14 protein-coding genes are annotated in these 18,951 nt (G+C 40.3%); 5 read left to right on the top strand and 9 right to left on the bottom strand.

Going from position 1 to position 18,951, the window contains the following annotated elements:
* The 6 genes from Q0954_RS27265 to Q0954_RS27240 form a co-directional block, all read right to left on the bottom strand.
* The coding region (locus tag Q0954_RS27265; RefSeq protein WP_299462741.1) for a transposase at positions 1-434 on the bottom strand (434 nt) is incomplete at its 3' end.
* A 51-nt stretch (positions 435-485) separates the two neighbouring features.
* The gene (gene tnpB / locus Q0954_RS27260) at positions 486-824 is read right to left on the bottom strand and encodes an IS66 family insertion sequence element accessory protein TnpB (RefSeq protein ID WP_299462738.1); all 339 of its coding nucleotides are present in this window, start codon (positions 822-824) and stop codon (positions 486-488) included.
* A complete protein-coding gene (locus Q0954_RS27255) occupies positions 817-1,128 on the bottom strand; it encodes a hypothetical protein (protein WP_299462735.1) in 312 nt (103 codons plus the stop codon). Before Q0954_RS27255 ends, tnpB begins: the two co-directional genes overlap by 8 nt.
* A gap of 50 nt (positions 1,129-1,178) precedes the next feature.
* Complete coding sequence (locus Q0954_RS27250; protein ID WP_299462732.1) at positions 1,179-1,724, bottom strand: restriction endonuclease subunit S; 546 nt, start codon at positions 1,722-1,724, stop codon at positions 1,179-1,181.
* A gap of 3 nt (positions 1,725-1,727) precedes the next feature.
* Positions 1,728-3,332 carry a class I SAM-dependent DNA methyltransferase gene (locus Q0954_RS27245; RefSeq protein WP_299462729.1) on the bottom strand — a complete coding sequence of 535 codons (1,605 nt, stop codon included), beginning with the start codon at positions 3,330-3,332 and terminating at the stop codon, positions 1,728-1,730.
* A gap of 526 nt (positions 3,333-3,858) precedes the next feature.
* Complete coding sequence (locus tag Q0954_RS27240) at positions 3,859-4,428, bottom strand: hypothetical protein (RefSeq protein WP_299462726.1); 570 nt, start codon at positions 4,426-4,428, stop codon at positions 3,859-3,861.
* 230 nt (positions 4,429-4,658) lie between these two features.
* Here Q0954_RS27240 and Q0954_RS27235 point away from each other — a divergent pair, with 230 nt between their 5' ends.
* Positions 4,659-6,110: a tetratricopeptide repeat-containing sensor histidine kinase gene (locus Q0954_RS27235; protein WP_299462723.1), complete on the top strand. Its 1,452-nt coding sequence runs from the start codon at positions 4,659-4,661 to the stop codon at positions 6,108-6,110.
* 746 nt (positions 6,111-6,856) lie between these two features.
* Here the strand turns inward: Q0954_RS27235 and Q0954_RS27230 are convergent.
* Positions 6,857-9,940 (bottom strand): leucine-rich repeat domain-containing protein, encoded by a 3,084-nt coding sequence (locus Q0954_RS27230; RefSeq protein WP_299462720.1) that lies wholly within the window; start codon positions 9,938-9,940, stop codon positions 6,857-6,859.
* A 210-nt stretch (positions 9,941-10,150) separates the two neighbouring features.
* Here Q0954_RS27230 and Q0954_RS27225 point away from each other — a divergent pair, with 210 nt between their 5' ends.
* From Q0954_RS27225 to Q0954_RS27215, 3 genes are all read left to right on the top strand, one after another.
* On the top strand, positions 10,151-11,044 hold the full coding sequence (locus tag Q0954_RS27225) for a SpvB/TcaC N-terminal domain-containing protein (RefSeq protein WP_299462717.1): 894 nt from the start codon (positions 10,151-10,153) through the stop codon (positions 11,042-11,044).
* A 306-nt stretch (positions 11,045-11,350) separates the two neighbouring features.
* Positions 11,351-12,262 carry a leucine-rich repeat domain-containing protein gene (locus Q0954_RS27220; protein WP_299462714.1) on the top strand — a complete coding sequence of 304 codons (912 nt, stop codon included), beginning with the start codon at positions 11,351-11,353 and terminating at the stop codon, positions 12,260-12,262.
* A gap of 106 nt (positions 12,263-12,368) precedes the next feature.
* Entirely contained in the window at positions 12,369-13,463 is a 1,095-nt protein-coding gene (locus tag Q0954_RS27215) for a SpoIIE family protein phosphatase (RefSeq protein ID WP_299462711.1), read from the top strand.
* 467 nt (positions 13,464-13,930) lie between these two features.
* Here the strand turns inward: Q0954_RS27215 and Q0954_RS27210 are convergent, their stop codons facing one another.
* On the bottom strand, positions 13,931-14,281 hold the full coding sequence (locus Q0954_RS27210; protein WP_299462708.1) for a hypothetical protein: 351 nt from the start codon (positions 14,279-14,281) through the stop codon (positions 13,931-13,933).
* 1,230 nt (positions 14,282-15,511) lie between these two features.
* Positions 15,512-16,378 carry a response regulator gene (locus Q0954_RS27205; protein ID WP_299462704.1) on the bottom strand — a complete coding sequence of 289 codons (867 nt, stop codon included), beginning with the start codon at positions 16,376-16,378 and terminating at the stop codon, positions 15,512-15,514.
* A 1,049-nt stretch (positions 16,379-17,427) separates the two neighbouring features.
* Between Q0954_RS27205 and Q0954_RS27200 the strand changes: the two genes are divergently transcribed.
* The gene (locus Q0954_RS27200) at positions 17,428-18,720 is read left to right on the top strand and encodes a M12 family metallopeptidase (RefSeq protein WP_299462701.1); all 1,293 of its coding nucleotides are present in this window, start codon (positions 17,428-17,430) and stop codon (positions 18,718-18,720) included.
* Positions 18,721-18,951: the final 231 nt, after the last annotated feature.

Below are 18,951 nucleotides of genomic sequence, written 5' to 3'. Positions count from 1 at the left end.
ATTTCAATTTCTTCTACGGGCAAGTGTTCAGGTAACTTGGCACGCCCAGGATGCTTACGTTTTTGTTTGGTCTTGGTAGCCTCTTTCTGCTCAGTAAGTGTTCTTTGTTGAATTTCTTTGACCTCAGCAGGGGTTTCAAAGGGGAGCGAGAGTTGCTCAGGGTTGGCAATAAACCGTTCTCTTTTTTGCCCGTGTAACAAACGCTTGTACTCGGTGATTTGGGCTTCAAGGTAAGATTTTTCAAGCAGCAGTTGGGCTTTTTCTAGCTTGATGCGTTCAACATCTTGCTGAATAACTTGGTGTTTTTTTACCACAACCTGATGTTCTTTTGCTGTAATCTGCTGCTTTTCTATGGCAATTTTGGCTTGTTCGCGTTCTGCTTTCAGCAACGCAATCAACATTTCTTTGGGTAAGTTTTCCAAGCCATTTTCCATACCCAAAGATACAAAAAATGACTCAAATACCCATACTTTAAGTCCTCATTATCAGTACTTTTTTAAAGAAAAACGAGGCTTTTGAACACTTGACTTTACCTCTATACCCTCCACCATCAAACCCAGTTCCAACCAAGAAATCCGCGCCTTGTTGGGCAGTGAAAAACAGCCTTTTTCCAAACGTTTATAGTACAACACAAAACCGCCTGCTTCCCAATGAAGTAACTTTAGATGAGTACGACGGCGATTGAGAAAAACGTACACCGAACCATCAGTAGGCTCACGCCCCAACTCACCCAGCACCAAACCACACAATCCATCAAAGCTTTTGCGCATGTCACAAATACCTTGGTACAAGAAATATTGGTAATCGGCGTGAAGGCTAAACATCCAAGGTAAGTAATTGAGGTAAAATGGATAAGTCCAGAGAAGGCAAACAAAGACGAACTCCATTGGAGTAAACAATTTCGTACACTTGGGCTGCCTTGGCATCAACTGACTTGGGAGTTGGTTTTTCTATAGGAACAAAAACAGGTGACTGGACTTCCTCTGATTTGTGCAAGGCTAACCATTTAGTACGCCAATAACCAAAGCTGGCCAGGCTTACACCTTGAGCTGCACAAAAAACAGGTTGAGTTTGGCCACTTTGCTCCCACAACTCTATCAAACCAAACATTTTCTTTTCTTTATTCATATCTTTTTGATGCAAAGGTAAGCTAGCTAATAGCAGATGTAAACATGTACTTACTGGGAGGGATACAATAATTTGATGGTATCAACTCGTTTATTTATTAAATCCTGGATTTTATTTAATCTTCCAATAATTTTTATTTGTTCTTGTTCGTTTTTTGGAAAAGAAATTTCAATTTTTTTGAGTAATTTATTATTTAAAATAGGCAAAATCATTTTGTTAGCCTTATTTTTTAATAAAACCTTACTGCGTTGAATCCAGTAGAAAAAAAGTTCTGGGAGTATGATATCATCTTTTACTAATATACCAGTTAATTGTTGGTTGGATGCAGATGGTTTTTCTATTATACAAGCTTTGCCAATTTCTCCAATAGTTGATATTAATACTGTTCCTGGTTTATAAAGAAAAGCCTGTTTGTCCTGTAATGCTAGTTCCGAAAGTGATCTTTCAGAATCCTTAACAACTTTCTGTCCTTTTAAATCAGAAGGTGTTAGCCAGGTAATATCCCCATTAAAATATTGTAGGTTTGATGAAGAGGGTGTTTTGCCTGTTTTAATTTCTTGGGCTAATTCACTAATAGTATATTTTACAAACTCCATGTTTTAAAACATTTTAAGCTCTTTTAAATCAATACTAATTTGATCTTCTAGTTGGATTATTTTTTCTAAGATATCTTTTGAGTTTTTAAACTCTTGAGGCTCGTAAACAAACTCCTTATATAGGTTGAAATTTAATTCAAACCCATTATTTTTTATCTCCTCAAATGGTACACTAAAATAGTCTAGTTTGCGATTTGTTTGATCTTTATTATCTCTATTTTTCCAGTGATTAATTACTTCAGGTAAAGGAGATTCTTTTAACCTTTTTCTATTACTATCAAGCGTATACCCATCTGAATCCATTCCATAAAACCAAACATCAAGATTTTGCTCTTTGTTTGTCCCATTTTTCCATTTACGTTTTGTAAATAAAAGAATAGAAGTTTTTACACCTGTATAAGGTTGAAAAACACCACTTGGCATGGAGATAACCCCATTTAAATCGCAATCAGTCATTAAAATTTCACGTGTTTTCTTATGAGCTTTTCCCGAATTAAATAAGACTCCTTCTGGAACAATTACTGCTGCGCGTCCACCTTCTTTTAACATGTAAACCATTCGTTCCAAGAAAAGTAATTCTGATTGTACAGTTTGCTTTTTTCGTGTTTTTTCTTCTTTATTTTCTTGGTATTTAGGGGGATACACACGGTCTAAATTTTCGCTTACTCCTTGACTGTCTATTTTACCAGTAAATGGTGGGTTTGCCATAATATATTTGAACTGTCCCTGGAGTTTCGGATTTTCTAATGATTTTATATTTTGCAAATCGATACTGATTGATAATCGTGTGGCTTCCCAACTTTCATATTGTGTGGAGAGTGAGTCAAGGTGCTCAATGTGTGGCTTAGTAATTCCATGCATCATTAAATTCATTACACCAATACGTACCATAGTCTTATCAATATCAAACCCATAAAAAGTATTTTCAGTTAATATTTGTTTCAGTCGACTTGATAACTTATTTCCATCAGTACCTTTCATTAGGCCGTCACTATCAGGCTTTATATTTTCTGAATATTTAGTAATAATGTATTGGTAAGCTCCAACCAAAAAACCTCCTGAACCAGAAGCTAAATCACATATTTTTCCATCTATATCTGGATCAAGAAGAGCTGCCATCATATGGATAATATGTCTTTTTGTTCGAAATTGACCATTTTTCCCGGCTTCAGCAGTGTGTTTTAACAAGTGTTCATAAACATCTCCTTGAATATCTTGGAAATACTGATTGTTATCAAGAGTTTCTTTGTCAATTTCCTCATAGATAGAGTCAATAAACTCCATCGCATTTTTTAATAAAGAAGGTTTTTCTATCTCGAAAACTGCTGTATTCAGGGCTTTTGCAAAAGGATCATCAGCTTCACTTAATTCAGCTTTGATAAATGGGAAAACTTTGTGCTTGATTTGATTAACTAGCTCAGTTCCATTTAACTTTTTATAATTACTCCATTTATATTCGTTTGATATTTCAGGTCTAAATATTTCTAACCTCTTCATAAATAGAAGATAGGAAATTTGTTCAATTGCTGTGATGGGGTTGGAATGGCCACCAGCCCAAAGGCGATCCCATAGATTTTGAACTTTGTTTTGTATTTCTTTTGATAGCATATTCTTCTTCTTCTTCTTCTTTAGAATATATTAATACACTAATATGTAATTTGAGATAAAAATTCTTTGTAAGAAATATTGAATTCTGAAATTTACTACTTAAATTCTACACAAGTACATCTGTTAGTGATTGTTTCTTAGTGGTATTTTTATTTTATTTAATCGACTAATTTATACTTTTTTAGAATAGTATGGAAAAAATCAAGCTTTTTTGTAATGTAAATATTACAAGAATTCAGGAAACTTATCAGAAGTAGAAATATAGGAAGTTTAACTGTATCCCCTCACCCAAAGGTGTACAACCTATACCCTTGCTGCGTTTTCCAGTTGCCAGGCAGCAAAAGAGGTAGTTTTTGGATTGGGTGGTTATTGATGTTTTTGATCACCTCTGTAAGCCAAGTGAGTGGTTCTACGCCGACCATTTTGCGCCTCGCATGCGCCATCAGTCTGGATTTTTCAGCCTCCCCTGTTCAGTACAAGCAGTAGTACTCCTGTCATTGACAGATACCACGCATTTTATTAAAGTTTAGGCGGCCGCTCCAAAATTCAACATAAAGTTATATAAATCACAGGATGAATCAAACGCCATTTTTTTGCGCAAACGATAGTATCGCATGTGCACGCTTTTCTCAGAAATGGCCAATAAACGGGCGATTTCATCGGTTGCCAGATTTAATTTAATTAAGGCGCATAGGTGCAAATCGCTTTTATTGAGCGTAGGGAATTGGTGTAACAAAGCGGCATAAAACTGGGGGTGTAACTGGTCGAAAATGTAAAGGAAGCTTTCCCAATCTTTGTCCAGGTTTAGGCTGAAATTTACCAGGCTGTCCAACTTTTGATAATGCTTTTTGGCGCTTCTAAAATCATTTTGTTGTAAAATAGTTTTTACCAATTGCCTGATTTCTTGCAAGGCTTGGTGATTACGAACTTTGTGCAATGAATAGGAGGCCAGTTGTTGGTTTTGAGAGACGATTTTATCTTCCAGTGTTTGAATGGTTTTGGCTTGTTTGTGTTGGGTAGTGAGCCAGCGCGTGTGCAAGGCCTGTTGTTGGGTGGCTTGATTTTGCTCGAGTGCTTTTTGGGCTAAAGCACGCAAATGGTTTTGCTGGGATTGATGGTAAACTAAAAACGCGCTCGCTGCAATGCATAATAGCCCTATCAATGGCATTAGACTTCTTGCGAAAGTGTTTTTTATCTTGTTTTTGTGTTGAACAAAAGCGGTTTTTAGGGACTTTCGCAAGAGGTCTATTACATATATGGCGAAAGGGCAGTACCTGGAAGCTGAAACTCATTTGCTTCGTTCCCTGAAAATCAGGCAAATGCTGGGTGAGCAAGAAACCCAAGCATGAGGTAGCCTTAGGAGAGCTTAGGTATCATCAGCATCAATACGAAGCAGCTTTGGAACACCTGCGTTCCGTAGTAGACATTGCCCAGCGATTAAACCTACCCGCCAGTCTTAAAGAGGCCAGTCGTTATTTGGTTCAGGTGTATGCTGCGCTGGGCAAATACAAAGAAGCTTATCAAAATCATACATTGTATAAAACCTTGGCAGATAGCCTGGTCAATCAAAAGAATACCCGCAAAATAGCTCAGCTCGAAACTCAGTATGTCTATCAGCAAAAACAAGACTCGTTGAAAGTTGTTCAAGCCAAAAAGGAAGGGGCGCTGCAGGCTGAAATTCAAACCCAAAAAGCCAATCAACGTACGGTGCTGATTGGCGCGGGTTTTTTAGGCCTGCTATTGATTGTTTTGACTTTGTTTTATCGTAGTAAGCAACGCAGTAATCGCCTGTTGACGAGTGCCAATGCCCAATTGATTTCATTGGATGGGTTTAAACAGCAAATGATAGGTATGATTGTCCACGATCTTAAAAACCCGCTCAATGCGATTATTGGCTTGTCAGAAGACCAACAAAATCCACAGTTTATACCTATTAATCGTTCGGGTAAACGCATGCAACACCTGGTGCTCAACATACTGGATGTGCAAAGAATGGAAGATCAAAAAATGCCGCTCAAAACCGAAACCATCTCAGTAGATCATTTTATTCAAACAGCGGTGAGTCAGGTCGGTTTTGTGATGCAGGAAAAAAACCAACAAATCAACCATACCACATTGCCAGATCCTGCTTTACTGCAAGGAGATGTTGAGGTGCTTACAAGGGTATTGGTGAATTTGCTCATCAATGCTATCCAACATACTACCCAGAATCAAGCAATTCGGGTGACAACAGCGCTCAAAGATGCGTACTGTAAAATTTTAGTAATCGACGAAGGAGTGGGCATTGCCCCTGAGTTTTTAGATAAATTGTTTGACAAATACCAACAAGCGAACCCTAAACAGTTGGGCTGGAGTCAATCTACCGGGTTGGGCTTGACTTTTTGCAAATTGGCGGTAGAAGCCCACCGGGGGGAAATAGGGGTGGAGTCGACATTGGGTAAGGGCAGTACTTTTTGGTTTACTTTGCCCTTGGCAAAAACTTCAGCATCTACTCCCGAAAAGGTAGAGGTTTCCCAAAAACTACAGGAGCCCAGTGAAGTTACTTTTCATTTTACTGCGGCAGAATTAAAAGTGCTACAGCCCCTGGCCATCGAAATTAGCCAATATCAAATCTATCAGACTGGCGATATTATTCCCTTGTTAGATACTTTAAACCAAACCAATAGTGAAGCAATCAAACGCTGGCAATTGGCGATGAAAGATGCTATTTTTACCTACAACAAAACGACCCTTGAGGCATTGTTGGAACTGGTTTCCACCCGCTCTTCTACTACTTAAGTAACATGTTCCTAAGCTCGAATTTAGCCTTTTATGATATTACCTAAATTACTTCAAATACCTCTAAGTAATGATATGAACATTTTCTCAGTCTGAAGCTGACGCGCGTCGTCTTCGCGCGTGTCCACCCAGTAAATTCAACCCATTGGTTCCCTATTTCAAAGTGTTTAACAGGGTTTTCTTATAAAAGAATCTCCGCCTCGGGCAGTATCTCCACGCCCGATCGAAACCTTGTGCTTTGCCATCTTCAGAGAGGTTGCTCACTTTTTATAAGAAAGCCCTAAAGTATTTAACTTGAACTTTCTACAACGGCACACGCGGGGACGCCGTGCGCCAACAGAGGGAGCAGTTTTAAGTAAATGTTGCGGTTCTCTTCCGCCTCGGGCAGTGTCTCCACGCCCGATCGAAACCTTGTGCTTTACCATCTTCAGAGAGGTTTCTCTCTGAAGATGACGCGTGGCGTCCTCGCGCGTGTCTAGCCAAGTAAATTCAACCCATGAGTTCCCTATTTCAAAGTATTTAACTTGAACTTTCTACAACGGCACACGCGGGGACGCTGTGCGTCAACAGGGATAGCCAAACAGATGGGCGGTTTGTTGCCAGATTGTTGCATTTGATGTAGGGTATTAGCCAAAAGGCCAGGGGGTGGCTTTTGGGTTGCTTTGGTTTGTGCTCACTCACCTTTTGAGGGCTTTTGTAATGTATTGTATGCTACTCAAACTTTCTTGATTGCCTTGCAAAGCCAATCAAGAAAGTAAGCCTTGAGCAAATACCCTGAGCTTTGACTCAATTTGATCATTCGATATAAACTCGTATTTTAGGCATTGGTAGTTGTACCGAAGTTGCGCTGAAATCAAGTTTTTGTCTATCTCCCTAAAAAAGTATTTGTCAAGCACTCTAAAATATTCGTCAAACCTTTTGACGTCTAAATAAGCCAAAGCTTGCTCTACCAATTCTTTTAACTCAGCAAAAGAAGCAAAATCATATCGTCCCTTCAATGGATGATTAAAAGGGCGATGCTCTCGGTTCAGAAAAACTTCAAACTCGGCAAAGTCATAGCATTGCCCACTGTAAGCTCTTATTTTAGGGTTTTCGGGCGAGTGGTTTCGCAAATCGTTCCAAGCAACATAGCCCTTGCCGTCAATGCTGACCATTTCTTGGGTGCCTGTGGTGGTGCTTTGCCCTATTGCGATCAACTCTAATCTTATACTTTGCAATACTTCACCAAAACTACTAAGCACTTCATCACTATCAGGTGTTGCCAACCTTACCAAGATTTCGTTGCCTGCTGGCAAAGCTTGAATCAACACTTTTTGTCCTGCATAATGCAGATAAATACAGTTTTTCTTGATGTTTTCCCTTGCTGCTTGGCTGGCATAACTTACAATAAAATGCTGCATAATGCCCGTGTGCAAAAAAGCATGCTTGACCTTGATGTATACACCCTTTACCCCCACTGGAAAAATGTCTGCTTGGTTGGGAATGGGTTCATCAGGTAACAATTGAGGCGCTAAATATTCACGTTTTTCAAAAGGAACAAAGCCTCCCGTCAACTTGCCCCAATAACGGCTTACCTCTACACACATCTCGCACGACTCCATAAAAGAAACCAATAACTCTTGCTCGGCTAAAGATCGCTTGTTCCAAACCAAGTTCAAGTCTTTACCCTTAAAAAAACCCTTGCCTCGGTATTCCATAAACATGCCTTGGCGGTCGAGCAAGGTATACACCGCCTCAATTGCCCATTGTTGGTCGATGATGATTTCATTATCAAAAATCTCTGGGCGGTAAAAAAAGAAACCTGTGTGGTGCAAATAATTACGTAAAGTATTTTGTGAGCTTTCGCCCAGTTGGAATTGCTCGCATATTTGCAAATAGGTGTCTTGCGACAAAGTTTTTTGCCCATCCTCTTGTAGTTTAACTATCTCTTGGCGCACCTGCCACCAACTAGAGGGTAAATCGGTGCAAGATTTTTCTATTTGCGCATAAATGGTCTTCTCCAGCTCTAGCTGCAAGTTTTTGAAGCCATTTTTATAACCATCATCCAGCGCCGAATCTACCGAGACATGCCCCACAATATTGTAACGTGCTTTGAGCGCATTCCAATTGGCAGGCACTTGCTCGCCATCTTGCTCTTTTTTGGTTTGCACAATGAGTATAGGGCTACCCGCACCCAAAGCTTGGGCATAGTCGAGCCAATAGGTCAAGGGATGGTTTTGGTAAGTGACGGTGCTGCCATCTGCCAAGGTTTCTTCTTGGCTTGCCTGAGCTTCGGTTTCGGCATCCCACACCAACACAAACACCGCTTGAGTTTGCATAAATAAGAGGTGGGTGCTATGGTAAATATCTTGCCCGCCAAAGTCCCAAATATTGAGTTGTACATGGTCAAGCTTTTGGGCTTGCTCTAGCGCTGACAAAAATTGAGAGCGCAACTGAATGGCGTGGGTAGAGGCTTCATTGGCATCAAAAGTCTCGTCTAGCCAACGCTTCACCAAGCAAGTTTTGCCCGTTCTGCCATTGCCAATCAAAATCACTTTGCTTTGGTGCACTTTGGTTTTGCCTTGGGCGAGGTCGTAGAAGTAGGTGCGGAGGGTGGGGAGGCAGTTGTCAAGATGATCGAATATTTGTGAAGGCACGTTAATCAAAGGGTTTTTACGTAAATACAAATACTTTAGCTTTGATAACTGTTGAAGCAACATAGAAGGAATTTCTTCGATTTGATTATATGCCAGATTGAGCGAGTGAAGTTGCCATAAATCACATAAACCTTGTAAGTCGATAATTGCATTTCCTCTAACATCAAGATGATAAAGCTGAGACAATTTACGTAAAAAACTTAAATTACTCACTTTGTTATTACCAATATCAAGAGTATTAATTAGGGGTAAATCAGCCAATGGACTTAAGTCCTCAATGTGGTTATAACTTATGTGAAGTTGTTCCAGTTTGGTTAAATTATTCAGTGAATGTAAACTACTAATTTGATTATCGCTTGCGTTAAGACTTCTTAGATGAGATAAGTTAGCTAAACTATCCAAGTCATTTAGCCTATTTCTGGACACATCAAGCACCTGTAATCGTACTAAATACTGTAAAGGAGTTAAATCTCCCAATGCATTCTGGCTTATTTGCAAAAACTCCAATAGTCCTAAACTTCTCAGAGGATTAATATTTACCAATCCATTACCTCCTAGTCTCAAATCATTTAATAATTTTAAATATCCTAGTGGTGTTAAATCACTCAAAGCATTGGCATTGATAGAAAGTAGCTGTATCTTGGAAAGATTGAACAATGGATTTAGCTCAGAAATTTCATTAGAGTCTACAATGAGAGTTTCTAATGAAGTTAACCCTTCCAACGGAGTTAAGTCACTTATGTGATTATTTTGAACATTTAAGCCTTTTAAAGCACGCAATTCACTCAATGGACTTAAGTCCTTGATGCGATTATAACCAAGATCAAGATATTTTAGATTGGCTAGATGCTGTAGAGGGGTTAAATCTTCCACCCCTAAAGATTTAAACAACACATCAAGACTAAGCCCTGCTCCATTATTGTGTGAGATTATTAACTTATTTAAACCCTTAGGTAAGCCATTAGGTACTTTTGATAATCTATTTGCTTTCCCATGGTTCTTACTGTGTTGATCGACTGGGTTTTGAGAATCATCCCTCCAAACCTGACTAAAACTCAACTCCCTCAAATGCACACACTCCTTCATCTGCTCCAAACAAGCTTCAGTACCATCTAGCCCACAATTGCCCAAATCGAGATAAGGGTTTTGGGTACGCAAATTTTCTTCAATCAATTGTTTGGCAAGTTCGCTCATAATATAAAGTGGGTAAACCCTTCAAGTAAAGTTTTTTGGAGTTATAAATATAACAATATCACTTGAAGGAATGCACCTAAAAAGGATTTTCTCGCCCTCCCCCAAAAAACCTCCCCACCTCCAGAGACACTCCACCACTTTTTCACACTATCCTTATGAACACCCATAAAAAAAACTTATTTTAATGCTACGAACTATCACTCACAACCTATGAACCAACAACCAGACAACAACTCAGGGCAGTTTCTTGCCACTGACCAAGGCAAAATCGAAAGCAACGCCATCGAGATACCTTCTATTGCCCTGCCCAAAGACGGAGGCGCCACTCCTGCCCTATCGCTTGTCTACAATTCGGGGGCGGGCAATGGTATTTTTGGTCTGGACTGGAGCCTGAGCTTGCCCTCTATCCAACGCAAAACCAACCAAGGCTTGCCCCAATACCTAGACGCTATAGATTCTGATGTTTTTTTGTTGTCGGAGGCAGAAGATTTGGTGCCCGCCTTTGCACAATTGTCTGATAGTAGCTTTGCTCTAGACGACGCGGGCGAATATCTCATCGACGAAAAAACCTCGCCCGATGCCCTTTCTGACAAACTTGGGATAACTTATAATAAATTAATATTTTCACCGTTAATAATCATGTATAACGGTAACAAAGCCAATTATATTTTACTTTTTTATTATCAAAATAAAATTTTTTTCACCAAAACAAACTTTATGAGTCAAGAAAAAACAAACATTGATCCCCAAGACATTGAAGCTGCCATTACCATTGCCCAAAGAAAAGGTTTTGATGAGATCAAAGCCCAGGCCCACGATGCATACGAAACGCCTAAAAGTTTTTTGCAAAAAAAGAACAACGACAGTTTTACTCCCCACCTCACCGCCAAAAACCTGTTTTCCAAGTCCTATTTTGAGGTGGCAAAAAAAGTGAAAGAAGAAGTCCCCAAGAAAAGATTACTCAGAAAATGGCGCCTTCTTGAGACCCTCGCCCAAAGAAACAACGGCAATTTATTTTTACTTACCCCCCACGGTAGCTTTTCTTTTACCCAAAGGCTTATCAACAAATACAACATCCAGGCACAAATTGTGAAAATGTACTAATACCTGGTTAGTACTAATGAACTCACCCCACTGGCGCGCATTTGTAATGCGTGCCTTTCTTTATTGCTACTATACTATAGTCCCTCTGCCTTTTCCCACTGGCGCTGCCTTCCCCGCCTTGTGCCTTTCTGTTCAAAACTTACATGCAAAACCAAGTTATTTATGCTTGTCTATTTTTTGTCCATTTGCTAAAGTTGTTCTCTAGAGATCAATGGTGTAAGTTTGGTAAATATTTAGTAAAGCAAGAGGTCAAACCCAAAGCATAACAACAAGTAATCAACACACGATACTATTTTACTACAGCCAATGAGTAACCAGCAAACAAAAATACTGGAGCTGCTACGTTCGCCCCAGGAAGCCAATGTAGCGTTGGCTATCGAGCTTTGCAAGAGCATGCCCCAGTTGGCGTTGCCCCGTTATATAGAGAGCTATTTACGGGTGTATCGGGCATTTTTCAACCAAGCCCTCAAAGGCATAAAACCCAAGCAAATTGCTGAACTCAACCAACCCGTGTTTGAGCTCAGCGACCAAAGCCTGGAAAAGCTTCCTCCAGAGATTGGCATACTGCAAAACCTGGAGTCGCTCAACCTGTGGGACAACCGTATCCGAGAATTACCCCCCGACATAGAGCAACTTCAGGGGCTCAAAAAATTGTTTTTAAGCAACAACTGTCTGACGCAGCTACCTGCTGGTTTTGCTCGTTTACAAAAACTAGAGGAGTTGTGGCTCAACGGAAACTACTTCACGGCTTTGCCTAAGACGGTTGCTTGGTTGCCTCATTTGAAAGTGCTCGTAATGGGTCAAAATCGTTTGACTACCTTGCCTTGTGATTTGACCCATTTATCGAGCTTGCGAAAATTTTGGCTGTTTAACAATCATTTCAAAACCCTTCCACTGGTATTGTGTTACATCCCCAACCTGCAATATCTTTGGCTGAGGGGCAATCAGCTAACCTATTTACCTGGTGCTATTCAACAAATGCAGGAGTTGCGTGGTCTGGGGTTGTCAGATAATCGATTGAAGCACCTGCCCCAGGAAATAGGTGCACTGAAAAACCTGCAAAAACTCAACTTGGCGGGTAATCAACTGACTACCTTGCCTGCCGAAATAGACCGCCTGAAAAACCTACAAGAACTCGACCTTACTGGCAACCCAATTCCTTACCGGAAGCGTAAGCTAATCCGAAGTTGGTTGCCCAATAGTCAAGTGATTTTTTAGTATGGATGGTTTTTGATCATTTGCTGGGGCAATGCCTTGGTAACAAGTCCATTGCAGGCTGGGTAACTTTTGGTAAGGCATACAAGTTCAAAACACACAATACAATATGGAAATATATAAATTATTGGTGATGTGGCGCAAGTGGGCTACTGCTAACTTATCTATGTTTTTGGCTTGGCCGGCAATTTATCGGATTATCAGCCCCGAAGTACTTTACCTGCTTTGCGCCTTGCTGGGAGGGGGAGTCACCTTTAGTGTTGGTTATTTTTTGCGACGACACAAGCGCAAAGAACAATTGGCTTTGCAGCAAGCCCACTTACAACAACTAAAGCAAGAAATAGACTCTCTTCAGGAAGTGCTCTCCCAAAGCCACGACGAAGTGATTGCCCAAAGGAGGTTTATCCAGGACCAAAATAATGCACTGCGGCTTTACCAACATCAGCAAGACCAAAGCCTGCGGGTGGCGCAGGTAATACAGCAGGCTATTTTGCCCTCTAGCGAACACCTAGCGGCTGCTTTCCCTCAATCTTTTGTGTTTTTCCGTCCTAAAAAAAACATTAGCGGCGATTTTTATTGGAGCTGTCGGGTGGGGCAACAAAGTTTTATAGCCGTGGCCGATTGTGCGGGGCACGACATTCCCGGAGCTTTTATGAGCCTTCTGGGCTATGCCTTGCTCGACCACCTTGTCAAAGTAAAGGGGTTGCATAATCCTGCTCAGACGCTTACCCAACTACACCAAAAAATGCAACAATTGCTGGATCACCAGGATGCCCGTGAATATAGCGAAATAGACATTGCGCTTTGCCGGATAGAAAAGACTGCCCAGCAAACTAATCGGGTAACTTTTGCTGGAGTCCAAAGTTCCTTGTTTTATGTGACGGCGCAATGCCCTGCCACGGTTCAAGAATGCCAGGGAACCCCAAAACATACCGGAAACCTCACCAACAAAAATATTTGTATTGCCAACCAGCAAGTGCTCTTACCTCAGGGAAGCATCTTTTATTTGTGCAGTGATGGTTACATGGAGCAACCCAATGCTCAACACAAAAAAATGGGTAAGTTGTGTTTGATGAACACCTTAGAAACGTTGCATTTGTATGACCCGTTCTCGCAAAAACTGTTACTTGAGCAAAAGTTTTGCGAATATCAAGGAGCCACCCCCCAATACGACGATGTACTAGTTCTGGGCATTCGTCTTTGACTCCAGTACACTTGCTCTTAAATAGGTAAATAGAGTATTTAAGTGTGTTTTGTTTTCTGATGAATTTCAAAAATTGAGCATAGCCAAAGCTACGTGATATTTTTGAAGTGAAATCAGGGGGCAAAAAACACAAAATAGACTTTACAAATTTAGGGGCTGGTGTACTAGAGCCAGGTTATTCAATCTAATTTCAAGCCCTAACCTGGATAGATTTTTAAGATGCCCATTGTTTATGGGTAAGCTTAGCCACACCACCGTTTATTTTGTAATTCAAAAATTCAAAAGCAGTTGTTAGTCATAAATTTTATAAGAAAGCCCTGTATACAAGGCTGATCGAAACCCTATAATAAGCTGTTTTTTCGGTACTGATATACAACAGGATCAATAGGTTATAAAAAAATGGAGATCGTTTTGACATCCATTTTTTTTCTTAAGGGTTTGCCCAATATACAATGACCACGATACCCCTAATGTAAAGTAGAGCCTTGGTAATGAGCTTGTTTGCCTACCTGACAAGGCAAGTGTAGGCGTTTGCTGCTTTGGTTTTTTGCGGTAAGGGAACTGGTAAGTTGACCCTCAAACAATGACTTGGCTGCTTCGGCAAAATCACTGATAGCCTGGCTATCAGCCAAATCAGGTGATCGATTAGTTGGTAGGTTTAGCTTGAGCAACTCCAACGTATCGGGTATAGATGCTTGATTCAGCAGGGATGAATGAGAAGCTTTAACAATATCGGTGGGAGCTTTGGGCGAGGGCTGACAAGCTGTTGCTAACAGAGCGATTAGGATTAGAGACAATTGTATTACTTGGATTTTCATTGTTAGATTTGTTTAGAGAAAACAGAATAAATATACATCTCTGGCAACCAATGCAACTCAGCTATCAGAGGAATATATTTAATATCTGCATAAAAACTTACATGTCCACATCATAAAAATGGACAAATAATGGACGCAGGCCAAATCGTTTGTTTTTGTCCATTAGTTGTCTATTGTCTATAGCAATAGTCCATAGTATTTAGTCCATAGTCCATAGCTGATTCGAGTAAATGTTTACCTTATTAAGCCCTGTAAATCAGTAGTTTATACTAAAGTTATTTACCTACTTTATTTTTCAAAGGGTTTCAGTTTTAGGTCTAAACACGTAATTAAATAGTTTTTAAAATCATAACCTACTGATAACCGAGCCTCTGGCGAGTCCTTAGATACCGATGTATATCGGTGCTCACCGAAGGTAATCAGTAGTCAACTTTGGCTAAAATCACTGCGGAGTATTGCATGTTATGTACCAAGGCAAAATTAAATACACCTCATATGCAAGTATAACTATCATATTATAAGAGAGTTATCTTTACTTGTAGCTTATAGCTAATTGCACCGATATTCATCGGTATCTAAGGACTTGCTGCTACTTACTTATTGTCAGTGAATGGCAAGCCTTTGTACATCTCTAGTGATTAGTCAAGACTATATTTAGGGATACCTATGGCGAATAATTTTGTCATACTTCGTTGCAAAAAACTTGCGTAGCCGTCTTGGTTTTGAAGCGAAGCCAGGGAGCGAAGATTGTCTAAATAAAGCATCAGGTGCTAGTGCATTGGGGATTAAGTAAATATATTATTTATTCGAGGGTATTTTGTTTGCTGACGCACTTCAAAAAGTGCGCATAGTTAGTTTACAATTCCGATGTATATCGCATTGGTCAGGGCTTAAAATTCCGCCTGTAAAAACCAGCTTCAAGTTGTGTTGAATCACAATTTTTATGGAATCGTTCAAAACTCTTTGCTCGTTTTTATGCCACTTATTACGAATATTAGCCCCAGTGGGGCGAAACCTTGGTAGAAAAAATAAACGAAACGGGACACGGCTCCGTAGGAGTTGCGCCTAAAAGAGTCGTTTTTGATGATTTTGACGGTATTTTAAGTATTCGTAAAATTAAGCTTTGACGCATGCGATGTATATCGGAACTGGAGCTACGTAAACTTTTTGAAGTAAAGTAAGCGGGCTAAAGACTCCGAATAATATAATAGGAATTTAGTACCCAATGCACTAGACCGCCTGCATTACTATTTCCCCTAGTGTTTGTTTAGAGGCTACCCCCATCTTTTTTTTGATGCGGTAGTGTTGTTTCACCACACTTTCAGGAGAAATGTTCATAATCTGGGCAACTTCCCGGTTAGAGAGGCCAATCTTAATATAAGCACAATGCCGAAGGTCGGCCAGCGTAAGACTGGCAAATTGCTGTTGCAATGAGGCAAAAAAATGAGGGTGTACCTGCTCAAAGTGCAGTTTAAAGGCGTCCCACTCATTGTTAAAATAGAGGTTACCTCGAATGGTTTTGATTACCTGCCGCAACGATTGTTTCACGCTACCAGCCTCTAGCTGGAGAACAGCTTCTTGTACTACTTTTCCAACGTCTTCCAGCAGGCGGTTTTTTTGAGCAATCTCTATAGCTTTGGTGCTTAGTTCCCGGTTTTTTTGATCTTCTATCGTTTGGCGTTGTTGTCGAATAGTACACATGGCGTAGTACATTTGCAAAGCAGCGTCGGTACGGGCATACAACTCTACTGGGTTTAGGGGTTTGGTGAGGTAGTCGTTGGCTCCCGCATCAAAAGCTTCTTGTAGGTTTTCGGGAGTGGTGTTTACTCCAGTAACAATAATGGCTGGAATATGGGCGAGGTGAGGAGTTTGCCTAACGGTTTTTATCAGACCCAAACCACTGACTTGAGGCATAGCCCAATCGGTGATGATAAGGTCGGGCACGGTTTGCCGAAGTATTTGGAGCGCCACTTGGCCATTGGGGGCAGTCAGAGGTTCGTACTTGTCTTTTTTTTGGCGTAATAAATTGAGCAAACTTTTCAGGTTTTGCTGGTCGTCGTCTACCAGCAGCACTTTACTTTCTGGTTGTTTCATCATGTAGAAAAATTTATCTGGGTTATTCATTGGGTAGGAGCCAATGGCCAACCACCCCGACAATGTTAACTAGGCTACCTTTGACTAAGTGCATTGTAAATTAAGTAAGTGCTTGTTTGGTGCGAGGTTATTTTGTTCTGTGATGATTATAAAATTTATCCCGTAGGGAACTGGCATTGTTCACTTTTTGAATTCCGACGACTATCGGAACCTATGTACCAAGACAAAATTAAATATACCTCATATTCAAGTATAACTATCATATTATGAGAGAGTTATCTTTACTTGTAGCTTATAGCTAATTGCACCGATATTCATCGGTATCTAAGGACTTGCTGCTACTTACTTAAGTATACGAAAAAACCTTGTAAATTACACAGTGATCGTAAATGAACCCTCAATTTTCCTAAGCATTTTTTATCAAAGTATGGTGGTGCTAATCTGGTCCTTGTAACAGATTGGATGGTAAGGTAGTTTAGGGCGATAACTGCATAAAAAAAACACCAAGCGCTTTGTATTGCCTACTCCGAAAAGATTCATTATGTAATATTGAGGCAACAGCAGCCTCAGGCAATATAAGAATGCGATTATGGGATGGCAACCTGGTGGGATAGACAAATAATGGACAAGTTGATATTTGCTATGGTATTATCCCATCTCAGAACTTGTGTAGTGTTATGTGATGGCATCAATATACGTTTCTTGAGGCCTTATTCATCTATCATATTTTACCTCTTGGAGTCACCTCGATCCCCAGGCTGGCTTTCACCAGCTTGGTTGCATTACGAAAAATCACAATTTTTCTAGTGTCTATTATTTGTCCACCAGGCTTAATTGTTCTGCTCAAGACTATGTTTTAGTTTTGTTGCTTAATCAAGAAGACAAGAAACAGCTACTTGATTCTCAGCCTTCCAGAGCGTCTTTACCTGACCTAGCCAAACTTTTGAGAGGGTTAATTTCCACTATTACACAGAAAATACAAAGCTTAAAGTGATAGGTATGGCCGCCTGCGAAGGACAGATGTTTTTTACTAAATTAATTAACAAACCACAATGTCATTATTTAAATATTTTATTTCAATAAAAAAACTATTATTTATCTTAAGTGCGATTGTTTTTGTCGCCTGCTCTCAAAAAGAGGATTTACCTGGCCTACCAGGGCCTATCAAAGATCAAAGCGTGTTGCTGGAACAGGCCTTTCCTAACCAAACCGGCGAATTTCGCGAAGGGTATTATGACAATAAACCCATTACCTATGAGGTGATCAATGGTCAGTATGTGTACGAAGGAGATATGATGCTAGACAAAAGCCGCATTACATCAACGCCTCAGAACGCCAATGATCGGACAACGTCGGTTGGAATCATTGATAGACGCTGGACCGATAATATGGTATATTACAGCATCAGCCCTGACCTTCCAAACCCACAACGGGTGACTCAAGCCATTGCTGATTTTGAAGCCAAGACGTTCCTGCGCTTTAAAGAAAGAACCAACGAGCCCAACTATATCCATTTTATCAAAAGTGATGGGTGTTGGTCACATGTGGGAATGATTGGAGGAGAACAAGAGATTGGGCTGGGAGATGGCTGCTCGGCTGGCACTACTATCCACGAAATTGGCCATGCGGTGGGTTTGTTACATGAACAATCCCGGATAGACCGTGATAACCACATCACAATTCATTGGGATCGTATCAAGCATGGCAAAAAAGGAAATTTTAACCTAAGAACAGATGATGCATCTGAATATGGAACTGCCTTCGACTTTAGTTCAGTCATGATGTATCACCCCTATGCTTTTTCTGATGCCAAAAGTGGATCAGGTAAACAACTGCCTACCATTACCAAAAAAGACGGAAGTCTTTATGAAACGCAGCGTCATGGGCTTTCCAGCCTAGATGTGGTAGCCCTGAACACAATGTATCCACCCGTTCAAGCGATAGAGTTTCTTCCCCTAAAGCGGTTTTATAACTCCAATAGGCAAACCTATAGGTATATCACTGGTACGAAAATAGGGAATGCTTTTCAATATGAGAAGACCGTGGGCAAATTGGCTCCGCTGCAAATTTCTGGTACTCAGAAATTTCATCATTATATCAATATTAATACTAAAAAACACTTTTATTCAGCCGATTTTTCAGAGTGGGGCCGGGGAGGAGGCCTTATCCGTTATAAGGGCAACATAGGGTATATTTACACTGAATCAGGTAGTTTCCGAAAGCCCTTGTATCGTTATTATAACCAAAGCATTGACGCTTATTTTTACACCGATGACTTTGACGAGCTCGGTAGTGGAAAAAACGGGTACGTGTACCAAAAAGTGGCTGGATACGTAGAGCGCTAAAGTTTAGCCTGCGGTTCATCTCTTAACCCTCCAAAATAAACAACTCTCTGGGCACTTGCGGGCTTGGAGAGTTTTTTTTGGGTCTATGCAAACATTCTGTTTTATATTTAACCCACTATGGTCTACTGACTAAATTACGAATGAAGGCGAAGCGACTATGGTCTTCCATCTACCAATTTCATAATCTACTGATAATCAGGAAGCTATTTTTTGTATTTGATAGCCCATTCT

The sequence above is a fragment of the uncultured Microscilla sp. genome, assembly GCF_947493425.1.
Taxonomy (GTDB): Bacteria; Bacteroidota; Bacteroidia; order Cytophagales; family Microscillaceae; genus Microscilla.
This window is presented reverse-complemented; position numbering and strand designations above follow the sequence as displayed.